The organism is Mesocryomonas fontinalis, assembly GCF_055730125.2.
In genome coordinates this window covers 190,735-210,218 of record NZ_JBUZWG020000009.1, presented here as the reverse complement: position 1 = coordinate 210,218, position 19,484 = coordinate 190,735, and the positions used below count along the sequence as shown (strand labels likewise).

Genomic DNA, 19,484 nt, shown 5'->3' with positions numbered 1-19,484 from the left:
TACCCCCTTACCAACTGAACCAAATCAAACCGAACACACGGAGATCCCAATGAGCGTATCGACCAGCGATATCATCGACGCATACAATCAGATGGTCCAAGACCGAGTAGACCTCGGCTACGACGCCACTCTGCTGACGTTCATGTTCAATCCGATTGGCGGCGGTGAGGCCCGTCAGAAGTTGCTCATGCAAAAAGAGATCGAGCGGTGCTACAACACGCTGCTAACCCGTCTTATCAAGCACCCCGCAAGGTTTAATCCTTACACCTTCTGGCCGTTGTGGCTTGCCGCGCCCGACCGGCCTATCTTCAAGCGCCACAAAATCTCAACCCGAGATGCCACGGTCAACGAAGGGCTGCACTGGCATGCGGTCGCTGTGACATTTCCAGTATCCCGCCTAGGGATAGACGGAACTCTAACCAACGAAATCAATGCAAGGCAGGCTCTGCTCGCAAGGCGAGGACTGCCACTCGCCCGCCTGCACGCCGAGCCGATCAAAACCGATGCCGGCTACGTTGCCGGCTACGGCATGAAGAGCGTCAGGCGCCAGTATTTCGATACGGATGATATTTTGGTCCTGCCGAAGGCACGGAGTGAAAATACGAAAACAACCAAACTGGAACGGCGATATGAACAAGAAACTCGCAGAGGCTATGGTCCGGCATAGCTTCAGATTAGGGAGGGGTCGACAAGAATGACTGGTCGACCCCTTTTTTTAGAGTGAGCGCTAGGAACAGTTCAGGAACCTCTACCAACTGCGAGGTAGGTTTTCTTGAAAAAATCATACAAAATGTTATTTGCGGGACACACGCCCGACATGAGCACTAAAATAGGAAAAACCGTTGGACTACGAGAATCTAGAAAACGTGGGACTGGTCGAACTGACCGCAGAAATTGCATCGGCGTATGTCTCCAATAACCGTGTGGCGCCTGCCGAGATTGCCTCGCTCATCTCCAGCATCCACAGCTCGCTTGGCTCACTAGGCACTACGCAGGATGCTGCGCAGGAGTCGGTGGCTCTCGTTCCGGCCGTATCGATTAAGAAGTCGATTACGCCGGACTACCTCATCTGTTTGGAGGACGGGAAGCACTTCAAGTCGATGAAACGCCATTTGGCAACGAAGTTCGACATGACCCCCGACGACTACCGTCGGAAATGGGGCCTGCCATCCGATTACCCAATGGTCGCATCTGCCTACGCTGCCAAACGTTCCGAGCTGGCCCTCAGCCTTGGGCTCGGTCGGAAGAAGTCGGAGCCGGTCGTAGAGCAGGAGGAAGCACCCAGGGCTGCAAAGCCCAGCAGGGGGCGCAAGGCTGCCAACACGCAAGCAGAAGCCAGCTGATTCAATCGACCCAATAGAGTTCTCAAAGCCGCTGGCGTTTCCGCCAGCGGCTTTTCTGCATTGTTTGGCCGTTGGTTTACCCCAGAAGCCGGGTCGTTCGTAACGCGGGGAGCGTTGCATCGGCTGTCGAGAGCGCGACTGATTATCCATCAACTCGCAAAACGGCTCTAAAACTGGTGTACTTGACATTTGCAACCTAGAGCTGTATACTGAGTTGCCAACCCGCTTATCAAGAGGTTCGATCAACATGCACCGGTCAGGTAAATCATCGGCATTGGCTTCGCAGGCCGACTGCCCTCAAACCGCACCCAACACCTCACTCGATATCCGCAAAGGGGCCTTCTGGGCCCCTTCGTCGTTTTAGGAGGGTATCGCATGAGTCAAATGTCTTCATCGCCCTCAGCAGCCGCCCCAGTGCCCGCCCTAATTGTCCTAGGTCGAGATGACGGGGGCAAGGCTCATGCCTCATGGTTTGATGATGAGGAAGCGAAGGTAGCCCGCAAAGCGGCCGCGCTGATGGGCATGGCCGCCCTGCCCGTGATCAACGACCCACTACGCGAGTTGGCCACCCGCCTGCCTCATGGACGGATCTTCGCGAGCGGTAAGGCGTTTGTGCCGTTCGTCAAAATGGACACCTACGACAAACTGGCCGGCTACCTGTCGGCATCCGAGAAAAAACCCCTTCAGCAAAGGGTGGAGGCTTCTGAAAGCGGCGGCAGCGGTGCGGCCGACGAGCCGCTGCCGCCGGCCGGCGTTGCGCCGGACTGGCTAAAGATCAAAGTTGGCAGCCTTGTGCTGGCGTGGTCGAACGATGACGAGGGATGGTGGGAAGCGGTGGTCCAGAAGATCGCGAGCGAAAACCTCTTCACGCTGAGGTGGCGCGACTACCCTGACGAGCCACACTTCATCCGACCGCGAAAGCATATTGGGCTGCTGCACCCCGATTTTGGATCGGCCTGATGTTCACTCGCGCTAACGATCACCAGGAGGCGGCAATGGCGATTGCCGCCCTCAACGATGCCTTCAGGCAAACTTTCAACGGCGGGCGCGTAATGCTGACCGCAGGGGTAGAGCAACTCATTGAGGCCGACCGTGCGGCTGTTATCGAGCAAGTTCAGTCGGCCAAGATTTTCGAAGCGTCTGACGACCCGCACGGCGAGCACGACTTCGGCCTTCTGGTGCACGACGATGTGCTGTATTTTTGGAAGATCGACTGCTTCGACAAGAGCTTGCGGTTCGCTTCTCCTGCCCCCGCTAGCGTAGCCGTCACCTACCGAGTGCTGACCATAATGCGGGCAGATGAGCATTGAGGTGGTTTGTACCAGACGCCAAATCTCGCCAGTGCGCCTACTTTCGGGATCTCGACGGCACTACCCGAGTGTATTTTCGGGGTCATTCGGACGTTTTGCCTTTCGTCCGGACTTTAAAGGTAACGGACGCTCGGAGCCGGCCGAAGGCGCTTCGAACAGCATCGCTACCGGAACCGCAAAAACAGCAGCTAACGCATCGAGCGTAGCAACGGTAACGTTCTCCTGCCCCCGCTCCATCCGACCAACATACGACCGGTCGATATTAGCCGCCAACGCCAGTCGCTCCTGGGAGAGGCCTCGGGCGACCCGCAACTTCCGAAGGTTCCAGCCGATGATTGCGCGCGTTTCCATACGCAGTCGACCAAAGCGTATTCACCGCTTGACAATCGACGGACTGACAATCTCCTATTGCGCCCTCTGGTCGAGTTCGCATTGACGCATCCACAGCGGCCGACTGACCCGCATCCAAATTGTCCAATGTCCAGAAGGACTATTAATGAGAACGATCTTTGCCATCGCCTTCACTTTGGCACTCAGCGGGCAGGTCTTCGCTCAGGTCGGCGGTTTGACCGCCGATGAAAATCGACAGCTCAGCGGGTTTCAAAAGCTTTTCAACGCCGAGATTGCCCCAAAAATTGGCACCGGCGACATGCCCGAAATTAGGCACATTCCCGCACCATGCGACAATAACGCTAGTAAATATTGGGATAGCAGCCTTGGATTTATCCCCTGTCCAAATTATCAACCCCGGCGACTGAGCATTATGCAAATGCAGAACCTCATGGAGCTTGAAAGTAAAATACCAAACGAAACCGCAAATAGTGGCTCGAATTCGACAAGATCAAATATTAATAACACTGAAGCGCAGCCGCCTCAGGGGGGCATAATGGGTTTGTCAAAGGACGATTACTTCAGCAATTTGTCTTGGATGCCGGTAAGAGAAATGCCTCGTTCAGCGCGCTCATTAATTAAATTGGATGAGGCTGAATCTCAGGACGATGTATTTGTATCATATTCCAGACTAAAGGAAGATACTGCTAAATCTGATTACGACTCATTCTTCGTATATCACAAAAATCTGCTCTTTTGCGGAAGCGCGGGCTGTCAACTCGATATATTGCTCAAGACCAGTGACGGAACTCTAGACAATATACTGTCTATTCACACAGACGAAGTCGCATTAGGCAAATCGTTTCGAAACGGAATGAGAAACATTACCTTTGCGAATGGCGCTGTCACGTGGGAATGGAATGCGGACGGTTATGAGATAAAATAATATAAGTTTAGGAAGCATATTGCTGCCCGGACGCATGTTGCTCCCTTCGCGCGCGGCGCCCAAACGCTCGACAGCTAGCTACTACACCTTGAGCACGAAGAGCACCTATACAGGGGCGCTAGCAGCCAAAATCAGCATTGACGGCATTATCGCCGACCTCGGGCGTTAGTCGCAGCTACGAGCCTGAGATGAGCGAACTGATGTCGGATTCGAAGTGATGAAGGCACAAACCCGTCCGCGAACTTCCGTCAGAGCACTATCGCGATGGTCACGAACCAAATGGTTCTTGAAGGCTATTTCACCCTTTTTGTTTTGGCTTTGGTACTTTACCATCGCGGACAGCTCCCATTCCGCTAACGACCCCAAGCAGACGACCCGGGCCTTGATCGTAAGGCTGTAAAGCTGACCCTCGCCGCGCATTGCCGCTGCGGCAAGAAAAAATGAGCTCGCCGCGCCATCGGTGCCGTTTAGCGAACCTAACGCACGACGACAGGGGAGCCTCGTCCGTCCGGTTGAAGATTACTTACGTGAAAGCGTATTTAGATTTAACCTGAGCGATATCGCTCGCGTGCTGGGGCTGTTCATCGTAGCCAAGAGACCATGTGCTCACAAGCTTGGCATGAGCTGGAACAGGTGTGGTTTCAGATGCTTACAATCCTGCGTCAAGACACATGTCGATGTCCCGAATTTCTTTGGGCCGCTCCGATGTCTGCGCAGGAGCTTCCCCCATGATCACAGATCGACGCTCGATTTTGTCGAGCCTTGCGCTTGCCGCAGTAGCTCCGATGGCGCTGGCCGCGACCCAAGCTTCTGCCGCCATGCAATCCATGAACCCGACAGACGTGAAACTGGCCGCAGACTTCTACAACGCCGTCATCCCGCATGCTGAACTGTCGCTGGCAACGTCGCAGATCGCATCAGCAAAGGCGACGCAGAAGGATGCGTTGGAGTTTGCCGGGTTCGAGCTTGGCGAAGCGATTACCGTCAACATGGTCCTGAAGGATCTCGGTGCAACACCTTACAAACTCGACGCCGACGAGATGGCGATCGTCGAGCAGATGCAGACCGCCGAAAAGGGCAAGGCTTTCGACGAGGCCTACATCGCGCTCCAGCTCAAGAACCACGAAGAGCTGCGCGATCTGGCCGATGCCTTCCTGCACAACACCGCCGGCGGCACCGATCCGGAACTGAAGCAGGGCCGTCACCTCGCGGCGCTGATGCTCGCCGTATTCAAAGAACATGTCGCGATCACCAAGCGCATCCTTGGCGAACTCAAGGCCTGATCGACTCCCTGTTTTTCTCGTTTCCGAACGGAATTCCTATGACCAAGCTGATGACACGATCGACGCTCGCACTTCATCTCATGGCAGGTGCAGCCCTGTTCTCCACGGGCGCCGTGGCGCAAGAGAAGGCGGCCGAAGCCGCCATGTCCGACAAGCCGTCCGTTGCCGAAAGTGCCGACAGCGGCACTCTGAAGCGGGCCGACAAGGAGGACATGCTGCTTGTCCTTCAGAAGATGCAGGAGCTCGGCATCAAGCCGATCGACTCCCGCACCGTCGAGGAAGCCCGTGCCCAGCCGACGCCCGCTGACGCGGTCAAAGCCGTTTTGAAGGATCAGGGCAAGGATCCCGCCGCGCTGATGGCAGCGATGAAGGTGTCCAAGAAGGACATGACCTATCCGATCGCCGACGGCACGCAGCCGATCCGGATCTACACGCCTGAAGGCGCCGGCGCGGGCCCGCTGCCTGTCATCGTCTACTACCACGGTGGCGGTTGGGTGATCGCCAACATCGACACCTATGAGTCCTCGGCCATGGCCCTTGCCAAGAAGACGGGGGCAATTGTCGCCAGCGTCGAGTATCGACACGCCCCGGAGGCGAAATTCCCCGCTGCGCACGAAGATTCGTTCGCGGCTTACAAGTGGGTTGTCGAACATGCTGGCGAGTTTGGCGGCGATGCGAAGAAGCTGGCCCTCGTCGGCGAGAGCGCCGGCGGCAATCTGGCCGCGAACGTCGCGATCATGGCGCGTGATCAGAAGGTCCAGGCTCCACTCCAGATGGTGTTGGTCTACCCCGTCGCCGGGACCGACATGAACACGCCGTCCTACATTGCTAACCAGAATGCGATCCCCCTTTCGAAGGGCGCGATGGGATGGTTCGTCGACAAGGTGCTGGCCAAGCCGGAGGACGCGAATAGCCCGATGCTAAATCTCACCACGATGGCCGATCTCAAGGGACTGCCGCCGGCGACGGTGATCACGGCGGAGATCGATCCGCTGATGTCGGACGGCAAGATGCTGGCCGACAAGCTGGAAGCGGCGGGCGTGAAGACGACCTACCAGAACAACGAGGGCGTCACGCACGAGTTCTTTGGCATGGACGCGGTGCTGGATGATGCGAAGCGGGCGCAGGACTTTGCGGTCACCGACCTCAAGGCTGCGTTTGCCGGCAATTCATCTAACTAAAGCAAGGGGCGCGGCTTAGCGGCTGCGCCTCCTAAATCCCCCGAGCCGCCGCGGCTCCTCCTCGAAGAATTTGAGTTCAAACGGTAACAGTCCACTATCACCTTCGGCACATTCGAAACAGACAATCCGCATCCCACGCCGTTCGGCCGTAGGCGACAGGGCAATCGGACACCTGGAAGCGGTCTACCCAACATCGACCCATAAAGGCCGTTCTAACGCGCAAAGAACACTCCCGCGAGCTCACATTCGATACCTCTGCAAAGTAAGTGGTAGCGGAAGCCTTTGACGGCGCGCCCTGGTCATAGGCGTCCCAACCAGGTTGCACTGTACTTGCCGCGACCTAGCCGCAACCGTTACGCTGGCAGGAGACCAGCGTCGCGATTGCCTTGGATCAGTACGTCGAACACGGAGATATGGGCGTGGGATGACGCCAGCAAGCGAGTATGAGGACGCAACGCACACGCGGAATGGGGCTCGGCATAAGTGCCGCCGCCGGACAGGGTCGCAGTGAGCTAAGGCAGAAGTATTACGTTCAAGCGGGCATTGCGGCGGTGGCGAGGTGACAGAGTCGCGAACCATGCCCTGTTTCCCCAACCGCCCCTTAATCCGCGAGGGACCAGGGCCGCCGTTCCGAGATCGTCAGCGCGTAAGGGGCCAGTCGGACTCGGGAACGGTCCTTCGTCGGCACCAGAATAGTCGGCATTTCGACGTCAGGATCGACGGCCGACTCGTCGTTCACGTCGACATCATCGACATCGAACCAGGCGTCCATTGATGCGACGGTAATAACGTCGATGCCGAACGTCGACATTACGGTATCGAAGCGGAATGGAATCATCGCCAACGTCTGTACATCCAACACGACCGCGTCCACATTCGAGTGACGGACAAACGAAACCGCATCGATGCCGGACTTCACGCATCCTACCAATTCCGCGCCCTCGGACTCGATCTTCTCTCGCATCATCTGCGCGTAATCGCTCTCTCGCTCAACGAGGAGGATCCTGCATCTGGCGATCTCATGTTCGGTGTTCAACGGCATTTTGACCCTATCGTCAGCCTGAATCTACTTCTGAGGTAATCTCTACCTGCGATACGAAGGCGCCCGCTGCGCCAGGCTCTCGTCGTCGCCGTCTGACCAATCGAACCAGTCGTCGTGGCAAGCCATGAAAGCGACCTCGACCCCGAGAGGTCTGAAGATCTCCCACAACGGTACGTCGTGTTCGGACACATATCGGGTGTCGATGAAGACGAGATCCGCCGGTACCGTCACAACAGTCCCTGCCGCTTCCTCGACGGTCAGGACGACCCCCACCACTCTGCCGTCGCTGCTGTCTATCGACGACCAGATCGTCTCGGCGGTCTGCTGATCATCCTCGACAATCAGGACATCGCGACCGCGAAGGTCTGTCGTCGCCAGCCGGTACATAATGATTGCGTCCGATCCTGTTCCCTCGGGCAATTCACCCATAGGAGGTAGCAGAACACGGCTGAATCGCGCCTTCAACCCAAACGGACTCGTTGGGTACGCTTACGGACCCGTAGGCGGCAAATCGGGATAGGTGGTGTCAGGTCCCCTCGACAAGCTCACGTCATCCACCTTCGCAGGGACGGGAAACAGATCTTCGTAGAAAGCTTCCGGCATCCCGTAGCTGCCGCCAGAAAGGCGCTCCAGGAGCTTCCTATCCTCTACATGCACGCTCCCCCGACTTGACCGGATCGCACGCTTGCCTTCAAGCACGTGGATCGCCTCCGTGACGCCGGCGCGCCTGACGTTCATCATCTCGGCCAGGAGACGGTGCGTCACCGGGAAGTCCTCGCCGTCGACACGGTCGTGGTACATCAGGAGCCACCGAGCAAGCCGCTGGATGATGTTGTAGTTCGTGGCGGCGAGAAGGGTGTGCTCGGCCTGCAGCTCCGCGAAGAGTACGTAGTTCAAAAACAGACGCTTCAGCGAGTGGCTTGTCTCCATCGCGTCGACGAGAATACCGGCGCGGATCGCCAGTCCGGTGCCGGAAACCTGCATCCGGACGAGGTTGGTCGATTTCCCGCTTCCAAGGATGACGGGCCGTCCCACCAGTCCCTCGAACCCGACATGACCGCTTTCGGCGAACTCCCCATGCCGTCCCGTGATCAGCCTCGATGCGATCCCGCTTTCGACGAAGACCACCCGATCGATCGGCTCCCCTGGCGTCTCGAGGTCCATACCGAACGGGAGTTCAAGAAGTCGCAGGTGGGGAACGAGATCGGCGAAATCCTTGTCGTCCATCGCTACGAGGAGTCTGTTCCGGACGGCGCGGCGGGGAAGCAGGAAATTCATGTCGTCTTCCGGCGAGCTTCAGGATTTCCCAAGATGCCCGCATTCGCGGCCATGTCCAAACGTTCTATCTCACCCTGGTGACGAGCCGCTTCAACATGTCGTCGATCTCGCCGAGTCTCGCAGCCGCGGGGCCGCTCCGATCCGATCCGAGGTCCCTGACGAATTCCTCTTCCAGCCGGTCGTACAACGCCAGCACTTTCGAGCGTCTGTCATGCCCCAGCGAGGTTATGGAGACGAAGATGGTCCGGAGGTCGTTTCGGCTCGAATGGCGACGCAGATAGCCGGACGCGACCAACTTGTCAGTCATCTTGACTACTGTCGACGGGCGCACGTTCAGAAGCTCGGCGATCGAGGAGACGGACCGGGGAACGTCCTTTTCCATCGCAACCAGGTACTCGTCCTGGCCAGGGTTGAGGTCAAGTTGCGCCAGCCCCAGACTGAGCAGGACCCGAACCTTCTTGCTTATGCCAACGAGGTTCCAGAGAAGCGTCGTGCCGTCCTGCGTCGGCGCTTGAGCGATATCGGGAAGAAGGGACGTACTCGACACTGCAGGCCTCCGTGGTTCTTGGTACGAATGCATAGTGCGGCTAGGCCGCCTCACCCAACCCCGCTGCATCCGGTGACGGGCGTTTCGGAATGGCGGACGTCGTCGCCCTGTTCACAGCCCTGCTGAGTTCGGCAGGCTCGCATGGCTTCAGCACCCAGAGGCCGTTCGCGAAAGGGCCACGGACATCTCCTCGGCGCCAGCAGATGGAAGAGTGCACGATGAACGGTATGCCATTTTCGTGCAGGCTTGTCGCGAGGTCGGCACATGAACCGTCCCGAAGACGCATGTCGATGATGACGACGTCGGGCGTTTCGTGCTTCAGCCAGTCCACGGCGTCTGAACATGTCGACAAGACGCCGGCGACCCGGAACCCCGCCTCGGAGAGATTGATCTCGACGTCCATGGCGATGATGGCCTCCGTCTCCAGGAGTAGCACCGAGACGGTTCGTTCGTGATCCATTGGATCCTCCTCGCCGCGGGCCGACCGGTCAAAGAAGGTGCAGAATCGGCGTCGTCGCTATTACATATGTAAGTGCGATGCCCTTTTATATTTCGCGCTCGTCCCGGCCAAAAGACTTGCGAGATAACCGGTGTCCTTTAAAACGGGAAGGCTACCTGCATTGGTTAAGTCTTGTTTCAGAACGATTTTAACTCGGCACGACTGTGAGGGCGGTAAATTCGAAAGCCATGCCGGTCCGGAATCTCCTTTGTTCGATCGGCTCGACAGTTTGGTCCGAGGAGAACGTCAGATGCCCAATCCGTTCATCCGCAAGCTCGATGGTTTCGAAAGAATCCACGACGAGGACCGCGACTGGCTAGTGTCGCTGACGCGGAACGTAGTGGAGGTGGATGCCAACCAGGACTTGGTCCGCGAAGGCGACAACCCAGAAAACGTCCACCTGGTGCTCGAGGGTCTGGCGGTCCGCTACAAATCGACCTTCGAGGGCAGACGGCATATCTTTGCGTACATGATCCCCGGCGACTTCTGCGATCTCCACGTAGCCATGCTCCGCCGGATGGACCACAGCATCGGGACGGTAACCCCCTGTCGCGTCGTCAGGTTGCCGCCCTCCGCGATACTCGAGATGACCGAGCGGCGCCCCTCGTTGGCCCGGGCCTTGTGGATGTGCTCGCTAGTCGACGAGGCGACGCTGCGCGAATGGCTGGTGAACCTGGGGCAGCGGTCCGGCCCGCAGCGCATCGCGCATCTGTTCTGTGAACTCCACGTCCGGATGAAGGCGGTCGGGCTGACCACCAACGGCGGTTTCGAGCTGCCGCTGACCCAGGAGGAGATCGCCGACACGATGGGACTGTCGAACGTGCACGTGAACCGGAGTCTCAGGGATCTGAGGAATGCGAACCTCGTCACCCTCCGGAACGAGACGATAGCGATACCGGATGTCGAGGTCCTAAAGGAATACTCGAGCTTCGATCCGTCCTATCTCCATATCGAGCGGACCAGACTCGAAGACAGGTGAACGCCGCCTAGAGGCCATGCCGATCGACGGAGAAGTTGACGCCGAACACGATCGTCCCTTCGTCGTCGCAGACGGTCATGCGCCACGCCTCGCCATTCCAAGACTGACGTCCGGTGCTCAGCATCTGCCCCGCGGATCGGATCGCTTCCTCCCGGACCGCGTCGAGATCGGCGCATTCTATGCCGTCTTCGTCGATGTCTGCCTTGCCGTTCATCACATGGAAGAAATATCGGGCCATCCGGGGCTCCTGCTGAATATCGGCGGGAGCGCGGTCGGTCTCTCTGTCACGGCTGGCCTGGAAGGTGCCGATGATGGCCTGATAGACCCCGTATCGACAAATTAAACCATAACATATTTAGGTTGGGCAGACATTTATTTCGGGAACTATTTTCGACTACGATACCAGATGCCGCAGTCATCAATCTAGAGAATGCGATATAAGAAATAAGATCCACGCACAATTGTTTTGACTTGGCGAAAGGCAAGCCGAACGGACGCCACTCAGTCGTTCGAGATGAACACAATGGCAGCGGGCTCTAAATTGAAGTCACCAGAGTGCTCGGAAACCTCGCCCGGGGCAGACATTGCGTCCGTCCGTGCCGAAAGAAGACGGTCGCTCATCTCCGCGACGACGCGGCACACCGCTTCCTCGACCAGCTCGGTCTCGCCGGAATTCAGGACGCGCCAGAGCACCATCGATGACGGTGAAACGAGCGATGTCCGAAAGGCCTCCGTTTCGACCGTCCATTCCGCGCATTCGTCGAGAAGTCGCACGAGCACCGTGTCGCGGACGTCTTGCAGGGATTCCCGATCGGCATACTCGATCGCTTCCGGCAGATGTGGTCGAGATCTCATGCCGGCTCCATGCTTTATGCCAAGTAGAGCTATCAGCCGGAAGCCTGGCGCTCACTTACATATGTTACGCAAGGTTCAATCCATGACAATTCGGCGTGCTGCGTCCCGCGATAAGAAAGAGCTGAAATTTAGACGATGACGGAGCGGTATGCTATGCTGTATTCTGCCCGTTGCCGCAGCTGCTTCCGCTTCGAGCGGTAACTTAGCTGCCTGACCATTTTCCACCCCGACTCAATTATTCCAATATCTTTTTTCCGTTATACAAGCCGCCATCAAGGCATCGAAGATAAATGTCTACTTGCTGGCGGCGATAGGAGATCGTTGATCGGCCACGGCGGCGCAATGTTGCCGGCCGGCGAGCCCAAATCCAAGAACCATGTTCCGCCCATTCTCGCTGTCGACCAAAGAAATTCGCTGCCGATTGCGCAGAGTGGTCTTTACAAAGACTAGTGCTTGAGCTGTCGTTGATAACGATGCAAGCTAATCTGCCAACACCCGATAGACCTGCATCCGTGAGCAGCAGAGTTCGCGGGCAATCGCCGACGGGCCAATGCCGGCCGCACGCATCGCCTTAATGCGGTCGCGGTCAAGCCGACGTTTGCCACCCGCGTAGACGCCCTTGGATTTGGCTCGCTCGATGCCTTCGCGCTGACGATCTTTAATGAAGCGGCGTTCCATTTGAGCTACCATGCCGAGCACAGTTAGCAACACTTGACCCATTTCGCCCCGGGTGGAGACGTGGGGGTCGAGTACCGTTACGAAAGCACCTCGCTCTTCGGCTTCATGAATGAGGTTGAGCACGTCGCGAGTATCTCGACCGAGCCGGTCGAGGCGGGTGACGACCAGTTCGTCACCCGGGCGCAGGAACGCCAGCACCGTTTCCAATTCGTTCCGACCATTGCGAGAGCCGCCAGATACCTTTTCCGAACGAACGATGCTGCACCCTTCAGCGGTCAGTCGCTCGACCTGACCTCCAAGATCCTGGTCAAGGGTGCTTACGCGAGCGTAGCCAATGCGAGCCATGTGTCACCTCAAGGTTTAGGCCCGAAGTTCATAGCGTAACACTCAATAGCTACGTCAACCCAGAAGTGACGGCGTAGGCGTAACTTTTTTTCTGTCACTTCCGGCATACCGCGAAGTTACATCGCCCACCTCATCAATTTAGATATAGGCGGCTGATCGCCTTTTCTAAAGGAAAGATTTAGCTTGCATGTAAGGCCACATGTCCGCGGCTCAAGATATGAGCGAAAACGGCCTGGGCTTTTAGGTCGACTTCATCGGCCTGATAGCTGGGCGGCAGCCCCGTACGGTCATCGTACAGGAAATCGGCGATGGCGACGCGAATGGCGTCCCTAGTGGCCTGTTTGCCGGCGAAGTCCTGCATGGTGTTGAGCTGTAGCTTAAGGGCCTGATAGAGGTCCAACGCCACCTTTTTTAGCCTAGCGATGTCGCCCTTTTCCAGGTCCGGCTTCAGGAGCAGGTCGAATAAGGCCAGCGTTTCCTCATCGAGCCCCTCGCGCATGGCGCGCTTTTGTTCGTGGTCCAGCTCCTCCACGAGGATCAGCAGGGCGGCAAAGGTGCGTTCGATGTTCACCGCGTCCTTCTCGCTGTTGTAGCTGGCCACCAGGTCCTCGTAGTGCTGCTGAAAATTGGTGCGCAGGGGGTTCTGGCGCAGCATCAGTTCCAGCTTCTTCTGAATCGCGTCCTTGAGGCTCTGCACCGTGGTGTTTTTGCGTGGGCTGCGCTCGAACTCTTTTCTGAGCTTGACGAAATCGATCTGGCTGATGTCGTAAGGTCGCTGATCGCGCTCGCCCATGCCCCGTGTTTCGATGCTGGCATCCACCAGTTCGTGCAACTGCAGCATGATGTCAGTGATGTCGGCCTGACGGACATCTTCCTCGAGGCTGTTATAGATCACGCGGATGGCGGCGAAGCGCTGGCGATAGGCGTTGACGGCGCAGAAGTTGACGCAGGCGGTGAACTTTTTGAACACCTCCCGCGCCATGATCTGAAAGCGCTTGCGGCTTTCGTCGTTCTCGTTGACGGCCTCCTTGGCGTCGATGATGGCGCGATTGCGCTCGAAGCCGGTCTTGTCGAGGATGTCGAGCAGGCGGAAATTGCGGTCGGCCAGGAACGCTTCAGCGGCGGTTATGGCCTCTTCCAGATCGGCCAGCAGTTCCTCGGGCGGCCGGACAGGATCGACTTCGGGTGGAAGGTCTTCGCCGCCCAATGCGCCGCCGGGCGTGCCAGCATAGGTGGCCAGGGCTTGGCGCAGGTTCTTCAGGATGCCGCAGTAGTCCACGATCAGGCCGTTGTTCTTGCCGGTATAGACGCGGTTGGCCCGGGCGATGGCCTGCATGAGCGTGTGGGCCTTGAGCGGCTTGTCGAGATAAAGGGTCGACAGGCTCGGCACGTCAAAGCCGGTGAGCCACATGGCGCAGACGATGGCAACGCGGAAGGGGTGGCCTTCCTTTTTGAAGGCAGATTCTAGGTCGAGGCGCTTGCCGTCCTCGGTGTCGAAGCCGTGCTTGATCAGCGCGCGGTGCGGATTGATGTCGAGGCCCCATTTGCGGAAGCGGTCGACCTCGCCCTGCTCCTCTGAGACGACGACGGCGGCCTTGGTCGCCTTGACCCAGGCCAGTTGCCGGCTGCGGTCGACGATGTCCTGCTCGTCGGTCGCCTTGGCGAGCTGCTTTTCTAGTGTGACGATGCGGGCGGCCCAGTGCTTGGCGATCAGTGCGTGCATGCGCACGCAGGTCACCTTGTCGATGCAGACCAGCATGGCTTTGCCGCTTTGCCAGCCGGTGGTGTAGTGCTCGACGAAGTCGGCCGCGACAGTATCGAGCCGGGTCTCGGCGGTGATCATGTGGTATTCGCGCTTGAGCTCTTTTTCGAGCCGCTCGGTAACGTTGGGATCGTCCAGGTCCAGCTCTTCAAGCTTGGCGGCAATCCGTTCATTGAGGTCGGTGGTGCAAATGCCCAGCATGTCGCCGCGCGCGTCGTAGTAAAGCGGCACGGTGGCCTTGTCCTGCACCGCGCGCTGGAAATCATAGGTCGAGACATAGTCGCCGAAGGTGCGTTTGGTGGTTTCGTCGCCGCTCATCAGTGGCGTGCCGGTGAAGCCCAGGAAGCTGGCATTGGGCAGGGCATTGCGCATGTTAAGCGACAGCAGGCCATTCTGGGTGCGGTGGGCCTCGTCAGTGATGACGATGATGTCGTTGCGCCCCGAGTAGGGCTCGTCGGGGTTCACGTCCTGGTTGAAGCGATGGATCAAGGTGAAGACATAGGGTTTTTGCAGCGCCAGCAGCGCTTTCAGCTCGGCCCCCGTCCCCGCCCGCACCTGCGACTTGTCATTGTTGACGAGGCCGCAGCCGGCGAAGGTGCCATAGATCTGGCCATCGAGATCGACGCGATCGGTGCAGATCAGGAAGGTGAAATTGGCGCCGATCTTGCGATGCACCTTCTGTGTGAGGAAGGCGATGGAATAGCTCTTGCCCGAGCCCTGCGTATGCCAGAAGACGCCGAGCTTGCCGCCCCGTGCCTGCCGGTCCCGGACGGCGGCGATGGCGCGGTTGACGCCGAGGAACTGGTGGTTGCGCGCCACGATCTTGACCATGCGCTCGCCGCCATCATCGAACAGGATGAAGTTTTCGATGATGTCGATGAAATTGTTTTTGCTGCAGACGCCCTTGAGCATGGTCTCGAGCTCGACCACGCCGGGCTCGTCTTCCTCCAGCCGGGTCCAGTCGTTGAAGTGCTCGTAGCGGCTCGACAGCGAGCCGATCTTGGCGGCGTGGCCATTGGTCAGGATGATGAAGGCGTTGTGGTGGAACAGATGCGGGATGGCGTCCTTATAGTCGGACAAGTTCTGCTCGTAGGCATGTCGGACGTCCTTGTGCAGTGCCTTGCACTCGACGAACAGCAGCGGCAGGCCGTTGACATAGCCGATGATGTCGGGCCGACGGCGGCGGAAATCTCCCTTAATCCAGAGCTCGCGCACGCAGAGGAAGTGGTTGTTTTCGGGATTGTCGAAATCGACGAGGCGCAGGCGCTGTTTGACCAGGTTGCCCTTGGCGTCGCGGAAGCTGGCCAGCACGCCGTCCTTGAGCAGGCCATAGGCGTCGCGGTTGACTGCCAACAGGTCCGAGCCCAGCGGGGCATCAGTGATCTGGCGCAGGGCATCGGCATAGGCGGCGTCGGGCAGGCCGGGATTTAGCCGGATCAGGGCTTCGCCGAGATGGCGGGTGAGGATGACATCGGCTTCGGACGCGCGGCCCAGCGTGCCCTCGGGGCCCAGTGTTTCGGAGTTGAACGCCAGAACAGAGTCCCAGCCCAGCGCAGTGGCCAGATAGTCGGCCATGGTCTGCTGAACCAGCGTGTCCTCGTTCATCGGGGTCATACGGCGATGGCCCCGCTCATGACTTTGGGGAGGAGGAGATCGCGGGCGCGAGCGAGGTGCTCATTCATTGCCGATAAATTGTGTGCCTGATCAACCAGCGGCTGAGAGGCTACATCAAATGCAGCAAGTAGCGTTTTAGGCGGCATCAGAACCTCAAAACCTGCAACGGTATCCTTAGTCAAAGCTTCTCGGGTCGCTCCGCCAGCTCGCGCAATGCTCAACAGCCTTTCTTTATTCTGATTTGAGTTGATCGAATGCAAAAGGAAATTCGGTGGGCATAGCGCCTTGTTGGCCCTAACGATCATTACGTGCTGATTGACCCTGGCGGGGAGCAACCTTCCCGGAACCTGACAGCATCGAGCCACTGATGCACCTGTTATGTTCAGCAGTATGTCTTCGCGCTGAACGATAACATTGCCGAGCTTGTCCGCCTGCTCGTCCGTGAGATGTACCAAGCCATCATCTTCAAAACGAAAGTCATAGATATTCTGGCTTCTTATGAGAGTGATCCCACTGTCTTGGTAGCTGGCACTTCCGCCTCTGGGCGTGGCGCCGCTCCCAAGCTTAGTTGTGATCGCGCCGATCGTTACTCGTTCCCACCCGTCCGGCACCCCATCAACGATATTGACGTGTTCATGGCTGGGGAAACGGAAGCGGACGAACCATTCCTTGTAAAGCTGGCGCGCGGCCTGCTCCAATATGGCAATCCGCCGCCGGTTGTTCTCTATCAGGTCGTCGTAGGCGGTGAGGATGGCAGCGATGCGATCCTGTGTCTCCAAGTCGGGCAAAATAAACCGAAAGTCCTTTATCTGCCGTCCGCTAATGTGCGGGACGTTTGTCCCTCCCATTATGTTCTTTATATACTCTGAAAACGCCTTTGAGCCGACAACCTGCTTCAAGAATTTTGCGCGCGCCCCAAATAGCGGTCGAATCCGGGCGACACGCTGTACAAGCAGACTCGGAGGGTCATTCTCTGTGATAAACGCGTACTTCAGACCTGCAGTCACCCAAGGCCGGTCCATCGCCAGAACGATATCATCAGCCTTTAGCGTGAGGTGTTCGTAGTCGTCGGCCATTGTTCGCGGCCAGTATCGCGATTTGTCCCACAGGATTTCGCCTTGACCAATGTTCTCGCCTTTCACGAGCGGAATGTCGCTCGGGTCGTCGCTGAACATCCCACTTTTGAAGGCGGCCCCGCTAACAACTTCGATGCAGTTACCAAGCGTGACCTGCTCCCAGCTCACAGTCCCATCCCCTCAAAATTGCCCTGAATCTGCTTGGCCAGCGCTGCCGCTTCCTCGTTCAGCCCGGCCAGCTCGACGTGGATATCGCGCATGACGCCTTCGAAGTCGAAAACCTCGTCTTCCTCTTCCGGCGCCACGCCGACATAGCGGCCGGGGGTGAGGGACCAGTCATTGGCGGCCAGTTCGGCATGGTCTACCAGCTTGACCAGGCCGGGCACCGCGACCAGTTGTGCATCGGGGAAGCGGGACAGCAGCCAATGGGCCTGGCGGTGGAAATAGCGCACCAGTTTGAGCTGTTCGACGGCCCCTGCCCGCGCCTCCTCCAGCGCCCTGAGCGTATTGGCCTTGCCGCGTTTGCCACCCGCGTCGCGATGGGCCTTGTCGGCCAGCTTATGGAGCTGGTCGATCTGGCGGATCAGATCGCGCGATTGCTCGGCCAGCGGCTGCAGGCCATCGTGACGCTGATGCAGGGCGGCAATATCGGCGCCAAAGCTGCTCTCGAACTCTTTGGCGGCAGCGGCGAACGCATCCCAATCGGAATTGAAGGTGGCGATGGCGGCGGCGAGGTCCACATCGGGCGCGATGCCGTCGGTCAGGGCGGTCAAGGCTGTTCTAAGGGCCGGCGCCAGCGTCAGACTTTCCAGCGCCTCATCGGCTGACTGCCGCAGCCAGGACTGGACCAGCGCACGGAAGCGCTCATCCTGGCCGCGATAGAGCCAGAAGATCGATGTCAGGCTGGCCAATTGCTCGGGCGAAAAGTCATAGACCTTGCGCGTGACCTTACGGAATACCTGACGCGCATCGAGCATCAGCACCTTGTCGGCATGCTGGGGCGCCTTGGCCTTGTCGAACATCCACAGCTCGCAAGGCACGGTGCGGGTATAAAAAAAATTGCCGCGGATCGCGATCATGGCGTCGACATGGCCGGTTTCGACCAGTTTCTGGCGCACCCTTGCCTCTTCACCGCCAGCGCTCGAGGCCTGGGAGGACATGACGAAGCCGGCGCGCCCGGTATCGGACAGGTAGCTGTAGAAATAGCTGATCCAGAGATAGTTGCCGTTCGAGACCTTCTTGGCCTTGTTGACGCCGGGCAGGCCGAAGGGCAACCGCGGGTCCTTGCGGATCTTTTCGGCGTCGACCTCGTCGACGTTGAAGGGCGGATTGGCCATGACGAAATCGGCCTTGCCGACCAGTTCATGCGCGTCGGTATAATAGGTGATGCCGGGTTCCATTCGCCCTTCCAGCCCATGAACGGCCAGGTTCATCTTGGCGAGGCGAATGGTGGTGGCGTTCTTTTCCTGGCCATAGAAGGTGGCGACCTTGGTGGGGTCCTGCTGCATCTTTTCGATGAAATGGGCGCTCTGCACGAACATGCCGCCAGAACCACAGGCCGGGTCCAGCACGCTGCCATGATCGGGCTCGATGGCGTTGACGATCATCTGCACGATGGAGGGAGGGGTGAAGAACTCGCCGCCGTCATGGGCGCTCTGATCGGCAAACTGGGTGAGGAAATATTCGTAGATGCGGCCGAACACGTCGCCCTTGGCGCTTTGCAGCGCAGGGTCGTTGAAGATGCGCAGCACATCGCCGAGCACTTCGTTTTCAAGGCTCTGATATTCGGTCTTGGGCAGCACGCCCTTGAGCGCCGGATAATCGGCCTCCACCGCCTCCATTGCCACAATGATGGCCGCCGCGCGATCGGCGCCGCCGGGCAGGCTGGCAAGATGATCGAACTGGGCCTCGGGCTGCAGGAAAATGGCGCCGCGGCTGGTGAAATCCTCCTTCTTCAGCGGCCGGACCATGCCGCCCCGGCTGGGAAGCCCCGCTTCGATTTCCGGCTTCACCATAAGATAGCGGCTATAGGCATGGCGCAAAAAGATCAGGCCCATGACGGGCAGGAAATACTCGTTGCTGGCAAAGTCGCTATTGGCGCGGAGCTGGTCCGCCGCCGTCCAGAGGCGCTTCTCGACGGCTTCGATATTGGATTCCATTAGGTTTGCATGCTCCCCAAGTCAGGTCGACGGAGTAGCAGCCTGGGAGTCGCCGATACAAGTAGAGGAGGTCAGAGTGCTCCGCTTAGACAGCGGAGCGAAGCAATGTGGGGCCAGTGCGTCTAGTTTGAGCCGCTGGGGCGCAACGGCGATGCCCCCAGATAGCACAAGGCGAAAACCACCGGTTCTGCCAAGCCGATGTCGAAGATCGATCACAAACCTCTCGCCATCCCTGCCTCCCTCCGGTCAGCAGAGGG

At 58.4% G+C, this 19,484-nt stretch carries 20 protein-coding genes; 8 read left to right on the top strand and 12 right to left on the bottom strand.

The window, feature by feature from the left end:
* Positions 1–49 precede the first annotated feature (49 nt).
* From ACZL02_RS20765 to ACZL02_RS20750, 4 genes are all read left to right on the top strand, one after another.
* Entirely contained in the window at positions 50–667 is a 618-nt protein-coding gene (locus ACZL02_RS20765; RefSeq protein ID WP_472940784.1) for a hypothetical protein, read from the top strand.
* A 175-nt stretch (positions 668–842) separates the two neighbouring features.
* Positions 843–1,343, top strand: coding sequence for a Ros/MucR family transcriptional regulator (locus ACZL02_RS20760; protein ID WP_472940782.1), 501 nt, complete (start codon positions 843–845; stop codon positions 1,341–1,343).
* Between the two features lie 375 nt (positions 1,344–1,718).
* The gene (locus ACZL02_RS20755; protein WP_472940781.1) at positions 1,719–2,303 is read left to right on the top strand and encodes a tudor domain-containing protein; all 585 of its coding nucleotides are present in this window, start codon (positions 1,719–1,721) and stop codon (positions 2,301–2,303) included.
* Positions 2,304–2,338: 35 nt separating this feature from the next.
* Positions 2,339–2,653 (top strand): DUF3768 domain-containing protein, encoded by a 315-nt coding sequence (locus ACZL02_RS20750; protein ID WP_472940780.1) that lies wholly within the window; start codon positions 2,339–2,341, stop codon positions 2,651–2,653.
* 60 nt (positions 2,654–2,713) lie between these two features.
* On the opposite strand, the gene ACZL02_RS20745 is transcribed toward ACZL02_RS20750, so the two are convergent.
* The gene (locus ACZL02_RS20745; RefSeq protein ID WP_472940779.1) at positions 2,714–3,004 is read right to left on the bottom strand and encodes a helix-turn-helix domain-containing protein; all 291 of its coding nucleotides are present in this window, start codon (positions 3,002–3,004) and stop codon (positions 2,714–2,716) included.
* 145 nt (positions 3,005–3,149) lie between these two features.
* Between ACZL02_RS20745 and ACZL02_RS20740 the strand changes: the two genes are divergently transcribed.
* The 3 genes from ACZL02_RS20740 to ACZL02_RS20730 all read left to right on the top strand — a co-directional run bounded on the left by ACZL02_RS20740 (position 3,150) and on the right by ACZL02_RS20730 (position 6,393).
* Complete coding sequence (locus tag ACZL02_RS20740; RefSeq protein WP_472940778.1) at positions 3,150–3,929, top strand: hypothetical protein; 780 nt, start codon at positions 3,150–3,152, stop codon at positions 3,927–3,929.
* 728 nt (positions 3,930–4,657) lie between these two features.
* Positions 4,658–5,212 carry a DUF4142 domain-containing protein gene (locus ACZL02_RS20735; RefSeq protein WP_472940777.1) on the top strand — a complete coding sequence of 185 codons (555 nt, stop codon included), beginning with the start codon at positions 4,658–4,660 and terminating at the stop codon, positions 5,210–5,212.
* Between the two features lie 38 nt (positions 5,213–5,250).
* Positions 5,251–6,393: an alpha/beta hydrolase fold domain-containing protein gene (locus tag ACZL02_RS20730; RefSeq protein ID WP_496258570.1), complete on the top strand. Its 1,143-nt coding sequence runs from the start codon at positions 5,251–5,253 to the stop codon at positions 6,391–6,393.
* A gap of 601 nt (positions 6,394–6,994) precedes the next feature.
* On the opposite strand, the gene ACZL02_RS20725 is transcribed toward ACZL02_RS20730, so the two are convergent.
* The 5 genes from ACZL02_RS20725 to ACZL02_RS20705 all read right to left on the bottom strand — a co-directional run bounded on the left by ACZL02_RS20725 (position 6,995) and on the right by ACZL02_RS20705 (position 9,663).
* On the bottom strand, positions 6,995–7,435 hold the full coding sequence (locus ACZL02_RS20725) for a response regulator (RefSeq protein ID WP_472940775.1): 441 nt from the start codon (positions 7,433–7,435) through the stop codon (positions 6,995–6,997).
* 42 nt (positions 7,436–7,477) lie between these two features.
* A complete protein-coding gene (locus ACZL02_RS20720) occupies positions 7,478–7,864 on the bottom strand; it encodes a response regulator (protein WP_472940774.1) in 387 nt (128 codons plus the stop codon).
* Positions 7,865–7,924: 60 nt separating this feature from the next.
* Positions 7,925–8,713, bottom strand: a complete 789-nt coding sequence (locus ACZL02_RS20715; protein ID WP_472940773.1) for a Crp/Fnr family transcriptional regulator — start codon at positions 8,711–8,713, stop codon at positions 7,925–7,927.
* A 64-nt stretch (positions 8,714–8,777) separates the two neighbouring features.
* Positions 8,778–9,260 carry a MarR family winged helix-turn-helix transcriptional regulator gene (locus tag ACZL02_RS20710; RefSeq protein ID WP_472940772.1) on the bottom strand — a complete coding sequence of 161 codons (483 nt, stop codon included), beginning with the start codon at positions 9,258–9,260 and terminating at the stop codon, positions 8,778–8,780.
* A gap of 40 nt (positions 9,261–9,300) precedes the next feature.
* Positions 9,301–9,663 (bottom strand): response regulator, encoded by a 363-nt coding sequence (locus ACZL02_RS20705; protein ID WP_472940771.1) that lies wholly within the window; start codon positions 9,661–9,663, stop codon positions 9,301–9,303.
* A gap of 346 nt (positions 9,664–10,009) precedes the next feature.
* Here ACZL02_RS20705 and ACZL02_RS20700 point away from each other — a divergent pair, with 346 nt between their 5' ends.
* Positions 10,010–10,738, top strand: coding sequence for a Crp/Fnr family transcriptional regulator (locus ACZL02_RS20700; RefSeq protein WP_472940770.1), 729 nt, complete (start codon positions 10,010–10,012; stop codon positions 10,736–10,738).
* 7 nt (positions 10,739–10,745) lie between these two features.
* Here the strand turns inward: ACZL02_RS20700 and ACZL02_RS20695 are convergent, their stop codons facing one another.
* The 6 genes from ACZL02_RS20695 to ACZL02_RS20670 form a co-directional block, all read right to left on the bottom strand.
* Positions 10,746–10,976: a DUF6894 family protein gene (locus tag ACZL02_RS20695; protein WP_472940769.1), complete on the bottom strand. Its 231-nt coding sequence runs from the start codon at positions 10,974–10,976 to the stop codon at positions 10,746–10,748.
* Between the two features lie 263 nt (positions 10,977–11,239).
* Positions 11,240–11,593, bottom strand: coding sequence for a hypothetical protein (locus ACZL02_RS20690; protein ID WP_472940768.1), 354 nt, complete (start codon positions 11,591–11,593; stop codon positions 11,240–11,242).
* A 480-nt stretch (positions 11,594–12,073) separates the two neighbouring features.
* The gene (locus ACZL02_RS20685) at positions 12,074–12,616 is read right to left on the bottom strand and encodes a recombinase family protein (protein WP_472940767.1); all 543 of its coding nucleotides are present in this window, start codon (positions 12,614–12,616) and stop codon (positions 12,074–12,076) included.
* Positions 12,617–12,794: 178 nt separating this feature from the next.
* Positions 12,795–15,992: a type I restriction endonuclease subunit R gene (locus ACZL02_RS20680; protein WP_472940766.1), complete on the bottom strand. Its 3,198-nt coding sequence runs from the start codon at positions 15,990–15,992 to the stop codon at positions 12,795–12,797.
* A complete protein-coding gene (locus tag ACZL02_RS20675; protein WP_472940765.1) occupies positions 15,989–17,236 on the bottom strand; it encodes a restriction endonuclease subunit S in 1,248 nt (415 codons plus the stop codon). Before ACZL02_RS20675 ends, ACZL02_RS20680 begins: the two co-directional genes overlap by 4 nt.
* Positions 17,233–19,227, bottom strand: coding sequence for a class I SAM-dependent DNA methyltransferase (locus ACZL02_RS20670; protein ID WP_472940764.1), 1,995 nt, complete (start codon positions 19,225–19,227; stop codon positions 17,233–17,235). Before ACZL02_RS20670 ends, ACZL02_RS20675 begins: the two co-directional genes overlap by 4 nt.
* Positions 19,228–19,484: the final 257 nt, after the last annotated feature.